Source organism: Nonomuraea sp. NPDC050227 (genome assembly GCF_044459705.1).
In the GTDB taxonomy this organism is placed as follows: Bacteria; Actinomycetota; Actinomycetes; order Streptosporangiales; family Streptosporangiaceae; genus Nonomuraea.
In genome coordinates, this window is the sequence record NZ_JBITJF010000012.1 from 347809 (window position 1) to 368224 (window position 20416).

Annotated in this window: 15 protein-coding genes; 8 read left to right on the forward strand and 7 right to left on the reverse strand. The window is 73.8% G+C overall.

What is annotated here, in order from left to right; all coding sequences use genetic code 11:
• Together ACIBK9_RS39360 and ACIBK9_RS39365 are read right to left on the reverse strand one after the other, a co-directional pair.
• Entirely contained in the window at nucleotides 1-1506 is a 1506-nt protein-coding gene (locus ACIBK9_RS39360; RefSeq protein WP_397163888.1) for an MFS transporter, read from the reverse strand.
• The gene (locus ACIBK9_RS39365) at nucleotides 1506-2078 is read right to left on the reverse strand and encodes a TetR/AcrR family transcriptional regulator (protein ID WP_397163890.1); all 573 of its coding nucleotides are present in this window, start codon (nucleotides 2076-2078) and stop codon (nucleotides 1506-1508) included. The genes ACIBK9_RS39360 and ACIBK9_RS39365 overlap by 1 nt, the downstream gene beginning before the upstream one ends.
• Nucleotides 2079-2198: 120 nt before the next feature.
• Here ACIBK9_RS39365 and ACIBK9_RS39370 point away from each other — a divergent pair, with 120 nt between their 5' ends.
• Nucleotides 2199-2744: a TetR/AcrR family transcriptional regulator gene (locus tag ACIBK9_RS39370; protein WP_397163891.1), complete on the forward strand. Its 546-nt coding sequence runs from the start codon at nucleotides 2199-2201 to the stop codon at nucleotides 2742-2744.
• Here the strand turns inward: ACIBK9_RS39370 and ACIBK9_RS39375 are convergent.
• From ACIBK9_RS39375 to ACIBK9_RS39385, 3 genes are all read right to left on the reverse strand, one after another.
• On the reverse strand, nucleotides 2682-4163 hold the full coding sequence (locus ACIBK9_RS39375) for a wax ester/triacylglycerol synthase family O-acyltransferase (protein ID WP_397163892.1): 1482 nt from the start codon (nucleotides 4161-4163) through the stop codon (nucleotides 2682-2684). The genes ACIBK9_RS39370 and ACIBK9_RS39375 overlap by 63 nt on opposite strands.
• A gap of 178 nt (nucleotides 4164-4341) precedes the next feature.
• Nucleotides 4342-5415: a sulfite oxidase gene (locus ACIBK9_RS39380; RefSeq protein ID WP_397163894.1), complete on the reverse strand. Its 1074-nt coding sequence runs from the start codon at nucleotides 5413-5415 to the stop codon at nucleotides 4342-4344.
• A 172-nt stretch (nucleotides 5416-5587) separates the two neighbouring features.
• On the reverse strand, nucleotides 5588-6295 hold the full coding sequence (locus tag ACIBK9_RS39385) for a hypothetical protein (protein WP_397163896.1): 708 nt from the start codon (nucleotides 6293-6295) through the stop codon (nucleotides 5588-5590).
• Between the two features lie 544 nt (nucleotides 6296-6839).
• Between ACIBK9_RS39385 and ACIBK9_RS39390 the strand changes: the two genes are divergently transcribed.
• Complete coding sequence (locus ACIBK9_RS39390) at nucleotides 6840-7517, forward strand: hypothetical protein (protein ID WP_397163898.1); 678 nt, start codon at nucleotides 6840-6842, stop codon at nucleotides 7515-7517.
• A 531-nt stretch (nucleotides 7518-8048) separates the two neighbouring features.
• Here the strand turns inward: ACIBK9_RS39390 and polX are convergent.
• Together polX and ACIBK9_RS39400 are read right to left on the reverse strand one after the other, a co-directional pair.
• On the reverse strand, nucleotides 8049-9728 hold the full coding sequence (gene polX, locus ACIBK9_RS39395) for a DNA polymerase/3'-5' exonuclease PolX (RefSeq protein ID WP_397163900.1): 1680 nt from the start codon (nucleotides 9726-9728) through the stop codon (nucleotides 8049-8051).
• 38 nt (nucleotides 9729-9766) lie between these two features.
• Nucleotides 9767-10747, reverse strand: coding sequence for an aldo/keto reductase (locus ACIBK9_RS39400; RefSeq protein ID WP_397163901.1), 981 nt, complete (start codon nucleotides 10745-10747; stop codon nucleotides 9767-9769).
• A 183-nt stretch (nucleotides 10748-10930) separates the two neighbouring features.
• Between ACIBK9_RS39400 and ACIBK9_RS39405 the strand changes: the two genes are divergently transcribed.
• From ACIBK9_RS39405 to ACIBK9_RS39430, 6 genes are all read left to right on the forward strand, one after another.
• Nucleotides 10931-12061: a sensor histidine kinase gene (locus tag ACIBK9_RS39405; RefSeq protein WP_397163903.1), complete on the forward strand. Its 1131-nt coding sequence runs from the start codon at nucleotides 10931-10933 to the stop codon at nucleotides 12059-12061.
• 127 nt (nucleotides 12062-12188) lie between these two features.
• On the forward strand, nucleotides 12189-14744 hold the full coding sequence (gene lanKC / locus ACIBK9_RS39410; RefSeq protein ID WP_397163905.1) for a class III lanthionine synthetase LanKC: 2556 nt from the start codon (nucleotides 12189-12191) through the stop codon (nucleotides 14742-14744).
• A gap of 3 nt (nucleotides 14745-14747) precedes the next feature.
• Nucleotides 14748-14879, forward strand: coding sequence for a SapB/AmfS family lanthipeptide (locus ACIBK9_RS39415; protein WP_352327332.1), 132 nt, complete (start codon nucleotides 14748-14750; stop codon nucleotides 14877-14879).
• Between the two features lie 69 nt (nucleotides 14880-14948).
• The gene (locus ACIBK9_RS39420; RefSeq protein WP_397163907.1) at nucleotides 14949-16613 is read left to right on the forward strand and encodes an ABC transporter ATP-binding protein; all 1665 of its coding nucleotides are present in this window, start codon (nucleotides 14949-14951) and stop codon (nucleotides 16611-16613) included.
• Complete coding sequence (locus ACIBK9_RS39425; protein ID WP_397163909.1) at nucleotides 16610-18406, forward strand: ATP-binding cassette domain-containing protein; 1797 nt, start codon at nucleotides 16610-16612, stop codon at nucleotides 18404-18406. Before ACIBK9_RS39420 ends, ACIBK9_RS39425 begins: the two co-directional genes overlap by 4 nt.
• Complete coding sequence (locus tag ACIBK9_RS39430) at nucleotides 18403-20394, forward strand: prolyl oligopeptidase family protein (protein WP_397163911.1); 1992 nt, start codon at nucleotides 18403-18405, stop codon at nucleotides 20392-20394. The genes ACIBK9_RS39425 and ACIBK9_RS39430 overlap by 4 nt, the downstream gene beginning before the upstream one ends.
• Nucleotides 20395-20416: the final 22 nt, after the last annotated feature.

Below are 20416 nucleotides of genomic sequence, written 5' to 3' on the forward strand. Positions count from 1 at the left end.
TCAGTGCTCCACGGAGGCCAGGTCGAGGGCGCGCGGGGTGAGCAGCCAGACCACCAGCGCGCCGGCCAGCATCAGCGCCGCCCCCGCCCCCGAGGTCAGCGCCAGCGAGTCGGTGAAGGCGGCCCTGGCCGTCTCCACCAGCCGCGCCCCCTGCGCCCCGAGCTCGGCGGCCACGTCGAGCGCGCCGCCCAGCGACTCGCGCGCCGCGTCCGCGCCGGGGCCCGCGTAGTCCAGGGCGTTGCGGTAGACCGCGGCGGCCACGCTGCCCAGCACCGCCACGCCGAGCGCCGCGCCCACCTCGTAGCTGGTCTCCTCGATGGCCGCCGCGCTGCCCGACTTCTCCGGCGGCGAACCGGCCATGATCACCGCCGAGGCGATGGCCAGCGCGCCGTTGCCCGCGCCGATCAGCGCCAGCGCGACGGCGACCGGCCAGTAGCCCAGCGGCTGCGGCGCCAGGCACACCAGCAGGAAGCCCAGCCCCGTCACCGCGAGCCCGCCCGTCAGCACCGTCCGGGCACCGACGCGTTCGGCCAGGACCGGCGCGAGCGGCGAGGCGATCAGCGCGGCCAGCGCGGCCGGCAGCAGCCGCACCCCCGTCTCCAGCGGCGCGTACCCCTGGACGAGCTGCATCCACTGCGCGAGCAGCAGCAGCACGGCGGCCATCGCGATCGACGTGGTCAGCGCCGTCACCACGCCCGCCGAGAACGGCGCGCTGCGGAACAGTCTGATCTCCAGCAGCGGATCGGGCCGGCGCGCGCACCGCACCACGAACCAGCCCAGCGCGACCGCCGCGACGACCGTGGCGGCCAGGGCGGCGGGCGAGGTCAGGCCGTCCTTGCCGAACGTCTTGACCGCGTACAGCAGCGCGGCCATGCCCGCCATCGACAGGACGGTGGCCAGTGCGTCCCACCGGCCCGGCCTGGGGTTGCGCGTCTCGGGCAGCAGGAGCAGCCCGGCGACGACGGCCGCCGCCATGACGGGCACGTTCACCAGGAACGCCGACTGCCAGGAGAAGTGCTCCAGCAGGAACCCGCCCAGGATCGGGCCGAGCGCCGCGCCCATCGCCGCCATCGCCGACCAGACGCCGAGCGCCCTGGCCCGCTCGCCCGGATCGGTGAACAGGTTACGGATCATCGACAACGTGGACGGCATGATCATCGCGCCGCCCACCCCGAGCAGCGCCCGCACGGCGATCACCTCGGCGGCCGAGTCGGCCAGCAGCACCGCCGTCGAGGCCACCCCGAACACGGTGAACCCGGCCAGCAGCATGCGCTTGCGCCCCCACCGGTCGCCGAGCGCGCTCGCCGTGACCAGCAGCCCGGACAGCACCAGCGAGTACGCGTCGACCATCCACAGCAGCTCGACCGAGGTCGGCCGCAGGTCCTCGGTGATCGCGGGCAGGGCGACGTTCAGCACGGTCATGTCCATGACCACGAGCAGCACGCTGGCCGACAGCACGGCCAGGCCCGCCCACCGCCGGCGCGCCGACAGGCCGGTGACCGTCATCACGACCACCCCCCGGCGCCCGCGCCGGTCAGGAACGTCTCCCGCAGCAGCCTGGCGACGTCCCGGCGGGCGACGTCGCCGCGTCGCAGGCTCTCCCGGACGGCCACGAGCAGGCCGTAGACCGTGTTGCTGATCCAGCGGGGCGGCAGGTCGGCGCGCAGCAGGCCGGCCCGCTGAGCGGCGGCGAAGAGCGCGATCTCGCGCTCCTCCAGCTCCTCGGCGCGGCGCAGCAGCTCCGGGTGCACGGCCATCGCGTAGTCGGTGAGGCCGAATCCGTACTCGTCGGCCACGTCGATCCACCCCTTCAGCAGGGTCTCCAGGGCCCGGCGGAGCACGCCCGGGTCGTCGGAGGCGGCGGCGGCCGGCACGTCCGCGCGCACCTGGAGGTCGTGCCACCGGTCGTGCGCGCGGTGGCCGAGCGCCGTCATCAGCTCCTCCCGGCTGCTGAACTGCCGGTGGAGCGTGGCCCTGCTGATCCCCACCGCCTCGGCGAGCTGGGCCATCGAGGCGGCCGGATGCTCGTTGAGGTGCTGGATCGCCGCGGTCATGATCTGCTCCCGGCTCACCACCATGAGACAACTCCGTCAAATATGAGACATTTACGTCTCAATCCTACACGGCGGTCGGAGGGCAGCAGGCTCTCGCCCCGGCGGGATGGCGACGAAGCCGCAGGTGGCGTTAGGGTGCGAGCTGTGTCGATCGGTGACGCGCGCACGCGCATCCTGGACGCGGCCGAGGAACTGTTCGCGGGCAGCGGCTACGAAGCCACTCCGACCGCGGTGATCGCCAGGCTCGCGAGAGTCCCCAAAGGGCTGATCTTCCACTACTTCCCGCGGAAGATCGACGTGCTCGTCGCCCTCGTCGACGAGCGCACCCTGGTCGAGGAGGGCCGGGAGGTCGACGCCGTGCCCGGCGACCCGGCCGGCACGCTGGCCCGGCTGGCGCGCGGGCTGCCGCTGCGGGCCTCACCGGCGATGCGGCGCATCCTGTTCCGCGAGGCCGACACGCACGGCTCGGTCAAGGAGCGGCTCGGCCGGCTCAACGGCGAGCTGATCAGCAGGGCCAGGTTCGCGCTGGAGCTGGCGCTGCCCGGCACGCGCGGCGACGCGGCCCGCCTGGAGGTGGCCGCGGCGACGTTCGCCGCCGTGCTGCTCTACCAGGAGAACCTCTGCCAGCTAACCGGTCACCAGATCGACCCCGACGCCGTCGCCGAACTCATCGCCCACGCCCTCGGCTAGCAGCTCGTCGAGGGCGTCGCGCAGGTGGCCGAGCAGGCCCCACACGTCGTCCACGCGCTCGGGGCAGGCCACGATGCCGAAGTCGAGCATGCCGTCGTAGGAGAAGCAGGTGATGTTCACGCCGCCGGACAGGTCGGTCAGCACCGACAGCGGGTAGTAGGCCAGCACCCGGCCGCCGCACATGTAGAGCGGGAACTGCGGGCCCGGCACGTTGCTGATGATCAGGTTGATCGGCGGGAACGCCGTCCCGGCCAGCCGGAAGATCGCCGGGGTGGCCAGGCTGGTGACCGGCGCGGGCAGCAGCGAGCACAGCTCGCCGAGCCAGCTCGCCGGCGCGACGGCGAAGCGCCGCTTGGCCCTGCTCATGGTCTCGCCGACCGCCCGCAGCCGTTCCCCGGCGTCGGGGACGTTCGTCGGCATCGGCGCCACCATGGCCGAGATCTGGTTCCCGACCACGTCCGTGGCGCCGCCCGTACGCACCGACACCGGCACGGCCACCACCAGCGGCTCGGCGGGCAGCGCGTCCCGTTCGTCCAGCCACGACCGCAGCGCCGAGGCGCACAGCGCCATCACCACGTCGTTGACGCTGATGCCGTTGGCCTTGGCGACCTTCTTGACCTCCTTCAGCGGCACCGACCCGAACGACAGCTCCCGCCGCGCGCTGATCGGCCCGTTGAACGGCGTGCGCGGCGCGGTGAGCCCCGGCAGCTCGGGGCGCTGCTTCTGGTCGCCGGTCACCAGCCGGGCGGCCCTGGCGATCGTCTGCGCGCCGGGCAGCGCGCCGGCCAGCGGGATCGCGTCGAGGTCGCCCGCGGCCCTGACCACCGAGCGGGCGGCGCGCACCGGATGGGTGAGCGAGCGCACGGCGGCCCCGGCCAGCATCTCCACCAGGCCCGGCGGGTCCTGCCGCGGCGGCGCCGGGCGCGGCCCGCGCTCCCGCACGCCCTCCGGGCTCAGGTCGAGCAGGGTCGCCAGGGTCTCCGCGCCCGACACGCCGTCGATGGCCGCGTGGTGCACCTTCGTGTAGACGGCGACCCGGCCGCCCGCCAGCCCCTTGATCAGGTGCATCTCCCACAGCGGACGCGACCGGTCGAGCCGGCGCTCGTGGATCGCGGCCACCGCCCCGGCCAGGGCGGCGTCGTCGCCGGGCGCCGGCAGCGTCGTCTCGAACAGGTGGTTGGCCAGGTCGAAGTCCGGGTCGGCGCACCAGTAGGGACGGTCGAGCCCGAACGGCACCTCGACCAGGCGCAGGCTGAGCGCGGGGGAGAGGTGGACGCGGTCCAGCAGCAGCTCGGCCAGCGCGTCCCGGTCCACCGCGCCGCCGGCCGGGTCGAGGACCGCCAGCCCGGCGACGTGCGCCGCGGTGGTCTCGGACTCGACATGGAGGAACTGGGCGTCCAACGGGGTCAGCTGGCGCATCTGCTCTCCCTTCTTCGTTGCGTTCTTCGACGTCTGCTTCGACGGGTGCTTCGTCTTGTGCGAAAGCCTCGCACGGTGTCATTTCCGTAACGTTTCCGCGAGAGTCTTTCAGATGAAATGCACACCTCCGAACCACTTTCTGATGAACGGCCAGCTCAGCCGCGTTCGTGACACTTATCTATCCGTTGACCACCTGCACCGGATGCCGCACGACCGCGTCGAAGGAGTAGCCGAAGGGGTGCTTGGGCGTGCGCAGCGGCTGGGTGGCGCCGGTCTCGTCGGTGGCCCTGGCCATCAGCACGGCGGGCCCGGTGTGCTTCGGCGCCCACTGGACGTGCCACGGCAACCACGCCCCGACCAGGTGCGGGCCGTGATGCTCGGCCGGGTGCCAGGACTGCCCGCCGTCGAAGCTGACCTCGACCGCGACGATCCGCCCGCGCCCCGACCACGACCGGCCGCGCAGCACGTGCGGTCCCGGACGGCCGCGCCAGGCGTGCGGGCCGCGGATCGGCAGCCGGGCGTCCCAGGGCAGCTCGAAGGCGCTCTTCACGGGCTGCGCCGCGACGTCCCGGTAGAAGACGGTGTTCCACGGCGTGAACAGCTTGCTGGTCGAGACCTCGATGTCGCCCAGCCACTTGATGGAGGCGATCCCCACCCATCCCGGCACCACCAGCCGCACCGGGAACCCGTGGTCGGGCGGCAGCGGACGGCCGTTCATCTCGTACGCCACGAGCACGTCGCGCACCGCCTTGGCGATGGGCAGCGGGCGGCGGACGTGGCCGTGGTCCTCGAAGGGCGCGTCGAGGCCGGTGGGCAGCACGTCCACGGCCTCGGGACGCAGGCCGGCCTCGGCGAGCAGGTCGCGCAGCGGCACGCCGCGCCACCTCGCCACGCCGACGGCCCCGAGACCCCACTGCGTGCCGGGCGCGGGGTCGCCCTGCTGGGTGCCGTAGAACGCGCGGCCGTTGCCGGCGCACTCGATGGCCACGTCGTGGGTGCGCGAGGGCATCGACAGCAGCTCGTCGTAGGTGAAGGCGCGCGGCCCGCGCAGCCCGGCGCCGTGCAGGTGGAGCTGCCACCCGGCGGCGTCGATCAGCGGGGTGGAGGTGTGGTTCCGGACGAAGAAGCGGTCGTTCGGCGTGTGGTAGCCGACCCCGGACATCGCCTCCCACCGCATCTCCGCGTTCCCGTCGTGGACCCGGAACAGGTGGTCGGGCAGCGGTTTGACGATCGTCGCCGCGACTTGCTTCATGGGAGCCACCTCTCGCAAGACGTATTTCCTACCTGGAAACCATTTAATCTCCTCGCGCTGTCTCCGCGTGCGCGTGCTTGCCGAATGCTGTCCCGATCCTGGGACCGTTCCAGCCGTACGAAGACCTACCCAGCGGCACGGGTGCGGCAACCGTGCCTTTCGAGGTGGTTCGTCAGCGCGTCCGGACGAGGGCGGAGAAGGGCTCGCCGGCGTTGAGCCTGGTCACCAGGCCGAGCAGCCCGGCGCGGCCGCCGTTCTCGCCCAGCCAGCGGCTCACCTGGCAGGCCGACCTGGCGTACGTGGCGGGGTCGGCGCTCGCCGTGCGCAGCCACTCCTCCAGCGTCACCGGCAGCGGCCCGGACGGCGCCACCAGGCAGCGGTCCGGCGCGGACTCCGGGGCCAGGTAGCGCGGGTCGCCCGAGACCACCACCGCCAGCCCCTCGTCGAACCACTGCGGCACCTCGGCGGAGGAGGCGAGCCTGGCGTGCAGCTCGACGTGGGACATCTCGTGGGAGGCGATCACCGGGTCGAGGCCGCGCGGCGAGAGCATGACCGACCGGTTGAGCACCGCGACGCCGCGCTCCTGGCCGCCGCCGATGCGCCGGTAGCACGCCTCGGTCAGGCAGACCAGGAGGCCGGGGGAGCTCAGTCGGCCGCCGTAGAAGGCGGTGACCCGGCGGGCGGCCTGGTCGGCCACCTCGCCGACGCGCTCACGCTGGGCGGGGGTGAGGCCGTCCTCGACGTGCACCCCCGGGCTCAGCTCGATCAGGCCGTAGCAGCCGGGGCAGGTGGTGGCGGCGAGCGAGGGATAGGCCAGGGCGACCCCGCCGACGGCGGCGACCACCAGCCCGGCCAGCGCGACGACGACGACCTTCCACACTCGCCGCCCCCGACGCCCCGTCCTGAGGCGCGGCGCGGACGCCCCGGCAGGACCGCCCGGCGCCCCGACGGCGGGATCGTTGCTGGAACCGCCGGCGGCGGGACCGTTGCTGGAACCACCGGCGGCGGGACCCTTGCTGGAATTAGGCGCGGCGGCGGGAGGGGTGGCCGGATCGCGGGCTGGCCCGGTGGCGGGGTCGGCGGGCCGGGGCGCAGCGGCCGGGTCCGGGGCTGCGGGGCGCGGGGGCTGGTTGTCCTCCATCGCCGTCCAAGCTAGCGAAGCAGAAGGATCTACGCGCACACCCGCCAACGGCCGGGCGCTGTCCCGCCACCAGCCGGACCCTGTCCCCTTCCACCGGACGGGTGCCGCGCGGGCTGCCGGACCGGCTTCCTGGCGCACCGACCACAGGAGGGCTCCTGTGCGCGTCATCTGCCGAGACGACCGTGCGCGCGCCATCTGTCGGCGGGGCCACGCGCACACTTCCTGAGGAACCCCGCACACGCCGCACGCCGGATTGTCAGTACACGGACTTACGATCTTCCCCATGCCGATATCCGCCATCGCCGCATCCCTGTCCTATGCCGATGCCGATGCCCGTCTGGGCGGCGCGTTGTCCGCCGTGTTCGAGGGTGCGGGAGCGTCGCCCGGCTACGACGAGGTGCTGTTCTTCGACGGCGACCTCACCCTCGACGGGGATTTCCTGGACGCCATCAACGAACTGCGCGGCGGCGACGTCGAGTTGATCGTGGTCACCGGCGACCTGAAGGTCAACGGCCCGATCGCGCTCTATGAGGACCGGCCCGGCCTGTACGTCGGCGGTCACACCGAGGCCGAGACCCTGGAGGGCGGCGAAGCGGAGATCTACATCCACGACGGCGCCTTCACCCACCTGGTCTACGGCTGGTACAACCACGGCTCTTTGCGGACCGGGACCGTCGACACCCCTTGGGTGATCGACTACGACCACGCCATGGACGTGTACGCCCCCGGCGGGCGCTGGGTGAACAATTACGACGACGATGACGACGACGCCGACTTCGCCGTCGGGGACGGCATCGTCGAGGCGTTCGTGCCCGAGGTCGTCGACGCGGAGGACCGCTGCCTGAACGTCGACGAGTTCCTGGACCGGCTGCGGGCCGGGCTGCCGGTCCTGCGGCCCGGGGCCCGGACGGCGGCCGAGTCGGCGAGTGACGGCGTCGTCCGGGCGCGCCTGGCCGAATGAAGCCATCCAGGTACGGCGGCTAGTAGGGGGAGGGCTGCACACGCCGTCCGCGGGCGGAGCCGTGCGCGCACCGCCTGCGGGCACGGCCCGTGTGCATGCCGTCCGTGGGAGGGGCCTGTGTACGCCTCGGGAGGGGGCCCGCGTACGCCGTCCGCATGTGAGGCCGTGCGCGCTGCCCGCGGGGCCCATGTGCACGTAGTCCGCGCGGGCGCCAGAAGGGTCTGGGTGCGCTGCTCGCGCGGCGGAGCCGTACGCGTGTTGTCCGTCGGAGGGGTCGGCGCGTGCCGCTCGGCCGCGCGCCGGGTGTGTAGGCCAGCCCACACTCCTTGGAGCGGCGCCACTCCACGGTTGCGGCAAATGTGCTGATTTATGGTGTTAAGTCCGGATTTGAGAGCAGAATTCTGGTGGACGCCCGCTCCTGGAGCAGGGCCGCGACCATCTGCGGCGGATGCCCCCGTCGAGGCTCGGGTGCGGCCCGCGCTGGGTGCGGGCCGCACCCGACCGGCACCCCGACGCGGGATGGGCGGTGGGTCAGCGGCCCAGGAAGGCCAGGAGGCGGTCGAGGGGCCAGGTGTTGATGACGTCGTCGCTCGTCAGCCAGGCCCGCTGCGCGATCCCGACCCCGAACCGCTGGTGGGCCAGGTGGGGGATCGCGTGCGAGTCGCTGTCGATGGAGAACTTCACCCCGTGGTGCTTGGCCAGCCGCACCAGGTCGGCCGGCAGGTCGGAGCGGTCGGGGTAGGAGTCGATCTCCATCGCGGTGCCCGTACGGGCGGCCGCCCGGAAGACGGCGTCCCAGTCGGCGTCGACCGGCGGCCGCTTGCCGATCTTCCGGGTGGTCGGATGGCCGATGATGTCGACATACGGGTTCTCGCAGGCCGTGATGAACCGGCGGGTCATCTCCTCCCGCGACATGCCGAAGTGCGAGTGGACGGAGGCCACGCACACGTCGAACTCGCGCAGCACCTCGCCCGGCCAGTCGACCGACCCGTCGGGCGCGATGTTGAGCTCCGACCCGTGCAGGATGCGCATGCGCGGATACTTCTTCTGCAGCTCCGCCACCCGCCCGCGCTGCTCCAGCGCCTTGTCCAGGGTCATGCGCTGCATGGCCAGGTCGGGCGCGTGGTCGGTGACCGCGTAGTAGGAGTAGCCGCGCGCGGCGCCGGCGGCCACCATGTCCTCCAGGGAGGCGATGCCGTCGGTGAGGTCGGTGTGGGTGTGCAGGTCGCCCTTGAGGTCGGCCAGCTCCACCGGCACCGGCAGCTCGCCGCGCAGCGCCGCCTTGACCTCGCCGCCGTCCTCCCGCATGGGCGGCGGCACGAACTGCATGCCGAGCGCCTCGTAGATGTCCTCCTCGGACTCCGCGGCGATCACCCGCTCGCCCTCGAACAGCCCGTACTCGGACAGCTTCCAGCCCTTCTTCACCGCCATCTCCCTGATGGCCACGTTGTGCTCCTTGGAGCCGGTGAAGTACTGCATCGCCGCGCCCCACGACCCGGCCGGGATCAGGCGCAGGTCGACCTGGACGCCGGAGGTCGTGCGGATCGAGGTCTTCTTCTCGCCCGCGGCGATCACGTCGGCGACGTAGGGCTGCGCGCGGAAGTCGGCCATGATCGACTCGGGCGCCACCGCCAGGATGTCGATGTCGCCGATCGTGTCCTTCATCCGCCGCAGCGACCCCGCGTACGCCACCCGCTCGGTCTTGAGCGAGCCGATGACCTGCTCGGCCAGCGCCATGGCGACGCCGATGTGCACCCGGCGGCCCGCCTGCTCAAGCTGCTCGATGCCCTTGAGCAGGTTGGCCAGCGTCTTGGGGCCGAGGCCCTTGACGCCGTCGAGCCGGCCGGAGGTGATGGCCTCGGCCAGCGCCACCGTGGAGTCGATGCCGTAGTCCTCGAACAGCATGATGGCCGTCTTGGGGCCGAGCGTGGGCACCCGGGTGAGCCGCCGCACGCCCTCGGGCACGCGGCCCCGCAGGTCGTCGAGCTGCCGGAAGCTGCCGCGCTGGAGGAACTCCTCCATCTTCTTGGCGATGGCCTCCCCGACGCCGGGGACGCCGCGCACGTCGACCTCCGAGATGTCCTCGGGGAACCCGGCGATCGCCTTGGCCGCCTTCTGGTAGCTCCGCACCCGGAAGGCGTCGCCGCCGCTCAGCGCGAACAGCTCCGCGTATTCCTGCAGCGCCGCCGCCGCCTCCTCATTAGCCCGCATGCCCCTACCTTAGGATCTCCGACCGACAATCCCGGTGCTCAGAACCTGACCTCCCGCGGCCGGTACGGCTCGGCCAGGAACGCCAGCTCCTTGTCCGACAGCTCCACCCCGACGGCCGCCACGGCGTCGTCCACGTGCCCGTCCTTGGTGGCCCCGACGATCGGCGCGGTGACGCCCGGCTGGTGCAGCAGCCAGGCCAGGGCGATCTGGGCCGGCGGCAGCTCCCGCTCGGCGGCGAGCTGGGCGACCCGGTCGAGGATGCGCCGGTCGTTGTCGGGGTCGTACAGGAAGTCGATGCGCGCGTCGGAGCCGGTCCTGGCGGTCGCGGAGGCCGCCGGGCCGGCCGCGCCCGCCCTGGCCAGCACGCCGCGCGCGAGCGGGCTCCACGGGATCACGCCCACGCCCTGGTCGGCGCAGAGGGGCAGCATCTCCCGCTCCTCCTCGCGGTAGAGCAGGTTGTAGTGGTTCTGCATCGAGACGAAGCGCGTCCAGCCGTTGGCCTCGGCGACGTGCTGGGCCTTGGCGAACTGCCAGGCCCACATCGTGGACGCGCCGATGTAGCGGGCCCGCCCCGACCTGACCACCTCGTGCAGCGCCTCCATGGTCTCCTCGATGGGCGTCTCGTCGTCCCACCGGTGGATCTGGTACAGGTCCACGTAGTCGGTGCCGAGCCGGGCGAGCGAGGCGTCGACGGCCGCGAGGATGTGCTTGCGCGACAGTCCGCCGTCGTTGGCGCCCCTGCCCATCGGGAAGTAGACCTTGGTGGCCAGCACGTAGTCCTCGCGGCGGGGGAAGATCCGGCGCAGCACGGCGCCGGTGACGACCTCGCTCTGGCCGCGGCTGTAGATGTCGGCGGTGTCGAAGAACGTCACGCCCGCGTCGGCGGCCCGCCGGATGATCGGCTCGGCCTGTTCCTCCGGCAATGCCCATTCCTGGCGCGCCGGATCGCCGTAGCTCATCATCCCCAAACAGATGCGAGAAACTTTCATACCCGTGGTGCCAAGTCGCATGTAATCCATACCGACACCCTATGACTGATATGAACTGCCTAACCCCTTGTGGGGTGGGAAGTCAGCGTGTCCGGAAGCGGCCTCGGTCTTTACACAAGGTGGCCGTGTCAGGTCGATTAGAGGAACGAGGGAGCGGTGAGCGCACTCGCCACGCGTACTGTCCCGTCACGTCAACCGCACACCGGGGGTGAGGTGGACGCCACACGCCGTGGCCCGGCGCCTCGATTACGTTCCAAGGCGCACGTCCTGACGTCGCCCGGCTGGGCCGGCGGGCTCGGCCTGGTGGCCGGGGGCCTCGGGCTGGTGATCCCGGTGCAGGCCGGGCTGGCCGGGTCGGGGCTGGTGGTCGAGGGGTCGGTGGCGCTGGCCGTCCTGCTCACGCTGCACGGCAGGTTCGTCCTGGAGGAGCCCGTGCGGCGGGCCGGCTCGTGGTGGCTGGTGGCCGTCCAGGCGTGGCTGACGTACGTGCCGCTCGGGGTGCTCGGGCCGGCCTGGACGCCGGTGTGCGGGCTGCTGGCCGGCGCGCTGCTCGTGGTCGCGTCCCGGATCAGGTCGCTCGTGCTGGTGGCGCTGGCGCTGTCGTGCGGGCCGGTGCTGCTGGCCGCGCCGGGCTCGTGGCAGGTCGAGCCGGTGTGGGCGCTGGTCACCCCCTTGATCGGCGTCGTGGAGTTCGCGCTGCTGAGCCTGCTGGCCCGGGTGCGCCGGCTGTCCGGGGCCCGTACCGACGTCATGCGTCAGGCCGTGACGCTGGAGCGCCGCCGCTTCACCCGCGACCTGCACGACCTGGTCGGGCACCGGCTGACCGTCCTGACGCTGAAGGCGCAGCTCATCCAGCGGCTGGTGGCCGAGGGCGACGAGAAGGCCCGGCAGGAGGTGGGCGAGACGCTCGAACTGCTGCGGGACCTGTCGGCCGACGTCCGGGCCGTCGCGCACGGCCGTCTGCGCAGCTCCTCGCTGGCGGCCGAGCTGGGCTCGGCGCGGGCGCTGCTGGAGTCGGCGCGGGTGCGCTGCCAGATCAGGGTGGCCTGCCGTGACCTGCACCCCGAGGTGGAGGAGGCCCTCACGCACGCGCTGCGGGAGGGGGTGACGAACGTGCTGCGGCACGCCGAGGCCGGGCAGTGCTGGATCCAGCTCATGGAACGCGACAATGTGGTCCGCCTGTCCATCAGGAACGACGGCGTGCGCCCGCCGCGCCGGCCGGGAGACGCCGGTCAGGGCCTGCTCAACCTGGCCGAACGCGTCTCGGCGGTGGGCGGCTGGCTGGAGGCGTCCACGTCGCGCAGCGGGGAATTCTCCTTCAGCGTTTATGCCCCGCGCATATAATTACCATTTGTGAAAAACGCATCAAAGCACATTTCATAGCCATATATGGCTTATGTTGCGTGTTACTAGTCCGACCCGGCGCGGGTGCGGCAGGCTCTAAGCACACCGCCTCGGAGGGCCGCGCCAAATGGACAAGTACGAGCTCTACTGCCTTGTGGACCAGTGTTTCTACGACACTCCCGACCACAGCACGGCGGCGGACGTCGACTTCGCCCAGCTGCGCCGGCCCGTCCCCGACGGCTGGGCCCACGACCTCAGCGACACCTGGGCGTACTACATGCCCACCGGCGAGGCGCCCCTGCCGACCCAGGGCTGGAAGATCCACGTGTCGGCCCGCGTCGAGGACGCCGAGAAGGTCGTCGACACCGTGTGGGACTACTGCGTGCCCCGCGGGGTCGCCTTCAAGTTCCTGCGCGGCCCGGCGGTGCTGGTCATGGTCAACTCCAAGGCCGCCTCCCGGGCCTCCAGCGGCAAGCTGGTCACCATCTACCCCCGGGACGAGGGGCAGCTCGAACTCGTGCTCAAGGAGCTCGACGAGCTGCTGCGCGGCGTCGAGGGGCCGTACATCCTGAGCGACCTGCGCTACGGCGACGGGCCGATGTTCGTCCGGTACGGCGGGTTCGCCGAGCGGCACTGCCTGTCCCCGTCCGGGGAGCGGGTGCTGGCCGTCGAGGACGGCGACGGCAAGCTGATCCCCGACGTGCGCGGCGCGACGTTCTCGGTGCCGCCCTGGACGACGCTGCCCGAGTTCCTCGAACCCCACCTGGCCGCGCGCAACGCGGTGACCATGGAGGGGCTGCCGTACCGGATCGAGAGCGTGCTGCACTTCTCCAACGGCGGCGGCGTCTACCTGGCCCGCGACACCCGCACCGACGAACGGGTGGTGCTCAAGGAGGGCAGGCCGCACGCCGGCCTCGACGTGGCCGGCCGGGACGCGGTCGCCAGGCTCGAACACGAGCGCGACATGCTGCGCCGCCTGGCCGGCCTGCCCGCCGCCCCCGAGCTGCGCGACTACTTCACCATCGGCGGCCACCACTTCCTCGTCCAGGAGTTCGTGGACGGCACCCCGCTCCAGCGGCGGCTGGTGCGCCGCTTCCCGCTGACCAGCGCCACCTGCGACGAGCAGGACCTCGCCGACTACACCGCCTGGGCCACCACGACCCTGGAGAGCGTCGAGGAGGCCGTCGAGTCGCTGCACGGACGCGGCGTCGTCTTCGGCGACCTGCACCCCGACAACATCCTGCTCACCCAGGACGGCCGGGTCGTGCTCATCGACTACGAGGTCGCCACCCTCGCCGCGGACCGGGCCAGGGCCGCGCTGGCCCATCCCGCCTTCGCCGCCCCGCGCGACCGCCACGGCGTCGAGGTCGACCGGTACGCGCTGGCCTGCCTGCGCTTCGCCCTGTTCGCCCCGCAGTGCACGATCATGCTGCCGATCCACCGGCCGAAGATCGTCCAGCTCGCGCGGATCGTCAAGGAGACCTTCCCCGTCCCCGGTGCCTTCATGGACGCCGCCGCCGCGACCATCGCGGGTGACCAGGCCGTGGAGACCCCCGTGCCGACGCCGGGGACGGCCACCTGGGCCGAGCTGCGGGAGGCGATGTGCCGGGCCATCCGGGCCGGCGCGACCCCGGAGCGCGACGACCGCCTCTTCCCCGGCGACGTCGCCCAGTTCAAGCCCGGCGGCGGCCTCAACGTGGCGACCGGCGCGGCCGGCGTGCTGCTCGCCCTGTCGGCCACCGGCCTCGGACCCTTCCCCGAGTACGAGACCTGGCTGCGCCGGCGCGCCCTGCGCCCGGCCGCCGGCTCCGGCATCGGCCTGTACGACGGCCTGCACGGCATCGCCCACGTCCTCGACCGGCTCGGACACCGCCAGGACGCGCTCGACGTCGTGGACATCGCCCTGCGCGAGCAGTGGGACCGCCTGGAGACGGCCCTGTTCTCCGGCCTGCCCGGCATCGGGCTGAACCTCCTGCGCCTCGGCCGGACCGAGCCCGCCCTGACCGAGCACGCCATGCGCGCGGTGGACATCTGCGCCGACCGCCTCGGCGGCCCCGAGGACGTGCCCGAGATCAGCGGCGGCGACAACCCCAGAGCCGGCCTCATGTACGGCTCGTCCGGCTCCGCCCTGCTCTTCCTGCACGCCTACGAGCACACCGGCGACCGGGCGCTGCTCGACCTGGCCGAGATCGCGCTCAGGCAGGACCTGCGGCGCTGCCGGGCCTCGGAGGACGGCTCGCTCCAGGTGAACCAGGGCTGGCGGATGCTGCCCTACCTGGACGAGGGCTCCGTGGGCATCGCCATGGTGCTCGCACGCTTTCTCACGCACCGCGACGACGACGAGCTCGCCGCCGAGCTGGACCGGCTCAAGCTGGTCGCCCGCGCCGGGTTCTTCGTCCAGCCGGGGCTGTTCACCGGCCGCGCGGGCATCATCGCGGCACTCGCCGGAGATCCGGTGGCCCGCGAGCTGATCAAGGGGTTGAGCTGGCACGCCATGCCGTACGGCGGCGGCCTGGCCTTCCCCGGCGACGGGCTGTTGCGCCTGTCCATGGATTTCGCGACCGGTACGGCCGGCGTGCTGTTCGCCCTCGGGGCGGTGCTGGGAGACCAGCCGGCACGCCTGCCGTTCCTGGAGGCCGCACCAGAGCGGCCTGCGCATGATCAACCGCGGAAGGAGGTGTAGAACATGGTTCTTCTCGACCTGCAGGGTCTGGAGGCTCCCGCGGCCAGCGACGTGGCCAGCGGCGGCAGCTCGCTCACTGCTCTCACGTGTCACTCGGGTCACCCGAGCAACCTCAGTGTCGCTCTCTGCCACTGATAGCTGACAGGGTCCCCGCGCCGTTTCGTGGTGGCGCGGGGACCTCCCGAGTCTTAAGGAGGCCGGCAGGTGGGACCGGGAGACCGCCTGGTGACGGACGCCGTACGGCGCTGCGGCCCGTGGCCCGCCGTGCTGGCGGTCACCGCCGTCGCCGGCGCGGCCGGTGAGCTGGCCGTCCCGTTCCTCGTCGGCCGCACGCTCGACCTGCTCCTCGCCCGCTCGCCGGAGGCCGCCACCGCCTTGGCGCTGTGCGCGGGCGTGGTCGCCGTGGTGGTGCTCTGCGAGAGCCTCGGCGGCTGGGCCAGAGGGGCGAGCAGCGCGTACGCGGCCGCCCGGCTCAGGCTCGGCGTGCTGCGGCACGTGCTCGGCGTCGGCCGGGCCGCCACCCGCCGCTTCCCCGAGGGCGACCTCGTCACCCGGGCCGGGCTGAACGCCGAGGAGGCCGGACGGGCCCCCGAGACGGTCACCGGCGCCCTGGCACTGCTGGTGCCGACCGTCGGCGCCCTGGTCGCGCTCACCCTCATCCATCCGCTGCTGACCCTCACCCTCGCGGCGGGCATCGTCGTCATCGTGTTCGTCCTGCGGGCCTTCCTGCGCGCCACGACCGTCATCTCCGGCGGCTACCAGGAGGTCCAGGGCGAGATCGCGGCCCGCCTCGTGGACGCCCTCGACGGCGCCCGCACCATCGCCGCCGCCGGGACCGCCGACCAGGAGGCCCGCCGGGTGCTCGCGCCCCTGCCCCGGCTGCGCGCGCACGGCATGGCCCTGTGGCGCGCGAACGCCTCCGCCGGGGTCCGGTCGGGGCTGATGATCCCGCTGCTGGAGGTCGCCGTGCTGGCCGCCGGGGGGCTCATGCTGGCCGCCGGGCGGCTCACCGTCGGCGACCTGTACGCCGCCGCCCGCTACGCCGCCCTCGGCGCCGCGCTCAGCACCTCGCTCGGTTACGTCGGCGGCCTGGCCAGGGCGCGGGCCGCCGCCGCCCGCGTCGCCGACGTCCTCACCCTGCCCCCGGTCCGCCACGGCTCGCGCGCGCTGCCGCCCGGCCCCGGCACGGTCGAGTTCCGCGACGTCGCCGCCGACGGGCTCACCGTGGGCGACCTGACGATCCCCGGCGGCACGGTCACCGCCGTGGTGGGACGGTCCGGCTCCGGCAAGTCCCTGCTGGCCGCGCTCGCCGGCCGCCTGGCCGACCCCGAACGCGGGGACGTGCTGCTCGACGGCGTCCCGCTGCGCGAGCTGACCCGCGACGGCCTGCGCTCGGCCATCGGCTACGCCTTCGAGCGGCCGGTGCTGGTCGGCGACACCGTCGGCGAGGCGATCGGCGCCGTCCCCGGCTCCCAGGCGGGACGGGAGGCCGCCCTGGCGGCGCGCGCCGACGGGTTCGTCCGCCGGCTGCCCGCCGGTTACGACACCCCGCTGGCCGAGACCCCCATGTCCGGTGGCGAGCGGCAGCGGCTCGGCCTGGCCAGGGCGTTCGCGCGGGGGGATCGGCTGCTGGTGCTGGACGACGCCACCTCCAGCCTGGACACCGTCACCGAACGCGAGGTCAGCCGGGCGCTCACCGGCGACCCCAGGGGCCGCACCCGCCTGATCACCGCCCACCGCCTGGCCACCGCCGCCCGCGCCGACCAGGTCGTCTGGCTGGAGGAGGGCCGGGTGCGCGCCGCCGGCCCGCACGACGTGCTGTGGCGCGACCCCGCCTACCGGGCCGTCTTCCAGGAGGCCCGCCCATGACCCCCGACTCTGGCGTCCCCGCGGCTCCCGGCGTCCCCGCGGCTCCCGGCGTCCCCGCGGCTCCCGGCGTCCCCGCGGCTCCCGGCGTCCCCGCGGCTCCCGGCGTCCCCGCGGTCCCCGGCGCGGCGGCCGGGTTCCGGCGGGCGCTCGTGCGCGATCCGCGGCGGCTGGTCGCCATCCTGCTCTGGTCGGTGCTGGAGGCCGCGCCCGCCTTCCTGGTCGGGCACGCCGTCGCCCGCGCCATCGAGGACGGCTTCGCCCGCGCCCGGCCGCTGACCGGGCTGGCCTGGCTGGCGGCGCTCGGGCTGGCGTGGCTGGTCTCGGCCGCCGGCGCCCGCCAGGTGGTGCTGGCCGTGGCCGCCGTGGCCGAGCCGTTCCGCGACGACCTCCTGACGCGGGTGGTGCAGGGAGCGCTGCGCCGCCCGCTCGACGAGCGGCCCGACAGCGCGGCCACCGCGCGGGCCGGGCTCCAGGTCGAGCTGGCCAGGGACGCCTTCGCCGCCGTCGTCACCACGGTCAGGGGGTTCGCGTTCACGCTGGTCAGCGTGGTGCTGGGGCTGCTGACGCTGGCGCCGGGCACGCTCGTGCTGGTGCTGCCGCCGTTCGCGGCCGGGCTAGCGTTCTTCCTGGCCTCGCTGCCCGCGCTGGCCCGGCGGCAGCGCGCGTTCCTGCTGGCCGACGAGGAGCTGGCCCGGTCGATGACCGCGACGGCCGCCGGGCTGCGCGACATCGAGGCGTGCGGCCTGCAGGGCCGCGAGGACGAGCGGCTGGCCCGCCAGGTCGGCGCGCAGCGCGACGCCGCCCGCGCCCTGGCCAGGGTGACCGCGGTGCGCACCGCCGCGCTGGCCGTCGGCGGCTGGCTGCCCGTCGTCCTGCTGCTGGCCGGCACGCCCTGGCTGCTCGACGGCGGCGCCCGGCCCGGCGTGATCGTCGGCGCGCTGGCCTACGTCACCCAGTCGCTGGCCCCCGCGCTCGGCGGGCTCGTCCAGGGGCTCGGGGTGAGCGGCGTGCGGCTCGTGGCCACGCTGCGCCGCATCGCCGCCGCCGCGCCGCCCCGGCCGCCGTCCCCGCCCAAGGTCCGTCCGTCCGGGGGAGACGTCACGCTGCGGTCGGTCACCTTCGCCTACGGCCCGCACTCGGCGCCGGTCCTGGACCGCCTGGACCTCACCGTCCCCGAGGGCGACCACCTGGCCGTCGTCGGCCCGAGCGGCGCGGGCAAGTCGACGCTCGCCGCCCTGCTCAGCGGCGTTCTGCGGCCCGGCGAGGGTGAGGTGCTGGTCGGCGGCGTGCCCGCCGACCGCGCCGACCCCGCCGCCCGCGTGCTCATCCCCCAGGAGGCGTACGTCTTCCGCGGCACGCTGCGCGACAACCTCGCCTACCTCGCGCCCGGGTCCGGCCGCCTGGACGAGGCCGTGGCCGCCCTGGGCGCCACGGACCTGGTCGAGAGCCTGGGCGGGTACGACGCCACGCTGGACCCGGCGGCGCTGTCGGCCGGGCAGCGCCAGCTCCTCGCGCTCGTCCGCGCCCACCTGACCGATGCCCCGCTGGTCATCCTGGACGAGGCCACCTGTCACCTGGACCCCGCCGCCGAAGCCCTGGCCGAGAACGCCTTCGCGGCCAGGGGCGGCACGCTCATCGTGGTCGCGCACCGCCTCACCTCCGCGCTGCGCGCCCGCCGCGTCCTGCTCATGGACGGACCCCGGATCACGATCGGCACGCACGACGAGCTGATCCGGGTCTCGCCCCTGTACGCCGACCTGGCCGGCCACTGGCAACCGGAGCCCGTGTCATGACATTTGCAGACGAGTACCCGCCCGCCGAACGGCAACCGGTCACCGACCGCCTTCACGGGCGCGACATCCCTGACCCGTACCGCTGGCTGGAGGACCCCCTCGACCCGCGGACCGGGGAATGGCTGGCCGCGCAGGACCGGCTGTGGCGGGAGGCCGCCGCGTGCCTGCCGGACCGCGAGCGCTTCCTGGCCAGGCTCACCGAGCTGAGCGTCACCGGCCTGGTCACCCCGCCCGTGTGGCGCGGCGGCCGGCGCTTCCACCTGCGGCAGACCGGCTGCCAGGAGCACCCGGTCCTGTACTGCGACGACCGGCCCTTCCTGAACCCGGCCGACCGCGACCCCACCGGCCTGACCACCCTGGACGACTGGCAGCCCGACCCGCAGGGCCGCCTGGTCGCCTACCAGATCTCGCGCAGCGGCGACGAGAAGGCCGACCTGTACGTCGAGGAGGTCGACACCGGCAAGCTCGTGGACGGCCCCATCGGCGGCTGCCGCTACTCGCCGGTCGCCTGGCTGCCCGGCGGCGAGGGCTTCTACTACGTGCGCTTCCACGAGGGCGTGCACCTGCACCGGCTCGGCGTCCCCGACGACGTGCCCGTCCTGACCGGCGGGCCGGTCTCGTACGGCGTGCAGCTCAGCGCGGACGGCCGCTGGCTGACGATCTCCGCGGGCGGCACGGCCGGCAACTCGCTCTGGCTGGCGGACCTGTCCGGCGGCGACCCGGCCCGGCCGGAGCTGCGGGTCGTCCAGGAGGGGACGCACGTGCGCACGGCGGGCGCGGTGGCCTCCGACGGCCGCCTGTACCTGCTCACCGACCGCAACGCCCCCCGGCGCCGGCTGTGCGTGGCCGACCCGGCCGAGCCCGAGGTGTGGCGCGAGCTGGTCCCCGAGGACCCCCGGGCGGTGCTCGGCGCGTTCACCCTGCTGGACGGCGACCGCCTGCTGGTCTCCAGGACCCGCCACGCGATCGGCGAGATCGCCGTGCACGACGCCAGGACGGGGGAGCGGCTGGGCGAGGTGCCCCTGCCCGGCAGCGGCTCGATCGCCTCGCTCAGCTCCCGGCCCGAGGGCGGCCACGAGGCCTGGTTCACCTACACCGACGCCGTCACCCCCGCCGAGATCTGGCGCTACGACGCCCGCACCGGCGCCGCCACCCTGTGGGCCGCCCCGCCTGGCCGGGTCGCGCTGCCCGACGTGCGGAGCCACCACGTCGAGTACACCTCGGCCGACGGCACCCCCGTGCGCATGGTCGTGGTCGCGCTGTCCTCCGGCTCGGGCCCCCGCCCGGCGATACTCAACGGGTACGGCGGCTTCGGCATCCCCCTCATGCCCGGCTACGCGGCCGACTCGCTGGCCTGGGTGGAGTCGGGCGGCGTGCTGGCCATCGCCAACCTGCGCGGCGGCGGCGAGGAGGGCGAGTCCTGGCACCGCGACGGCATGCTGGAACGCAAGCAGAACGTCTTCGACGACTTCGTCGCCGCGGCCGAGAAACTGGTCGCCGACGGCTGGACGACCCCGGAGCAGCTCGGCATCTGGGGCGAGTCGAACGGCGGCCTGCTCGTCGGCGCGGCCCTCACCCAGCGCCCCGACCTGTTCGCCGCCGCCGTCTGCTCGGCCGGGCTGCTGGACATGGCCCGCTACCACCTCAGCGGCCTCGGCCCGTCCTGGACCGGCGAGTACGGCGACCCCGCCGACCCCGACCACCTGGCCTGGCTGATGGCCTACTCGCCCTACCACCACGTCCGGCCGGACGCCGACTACCCGGCGACGCTGTTCACGGTCTCGGCCGCCGACACCCGGGTGGACCCGATGCACGCCCGCAAGATGTGCGCGGCCATGCAGTGGGCCCAGGGGACCAGGGGGGCCGGTTCCCGTCCTGTCCTGCTGCGCCATGAGCGCGACGTCGGCCACGGCGCCCGCGCCGTCAGCCGGTCCATCGCGCTCGCCGCCGACGTCCTGGCCTTCCTGGCCGCCCACACCCGTCACTGAGCGGGCGGGGGCGGGCCGGGAC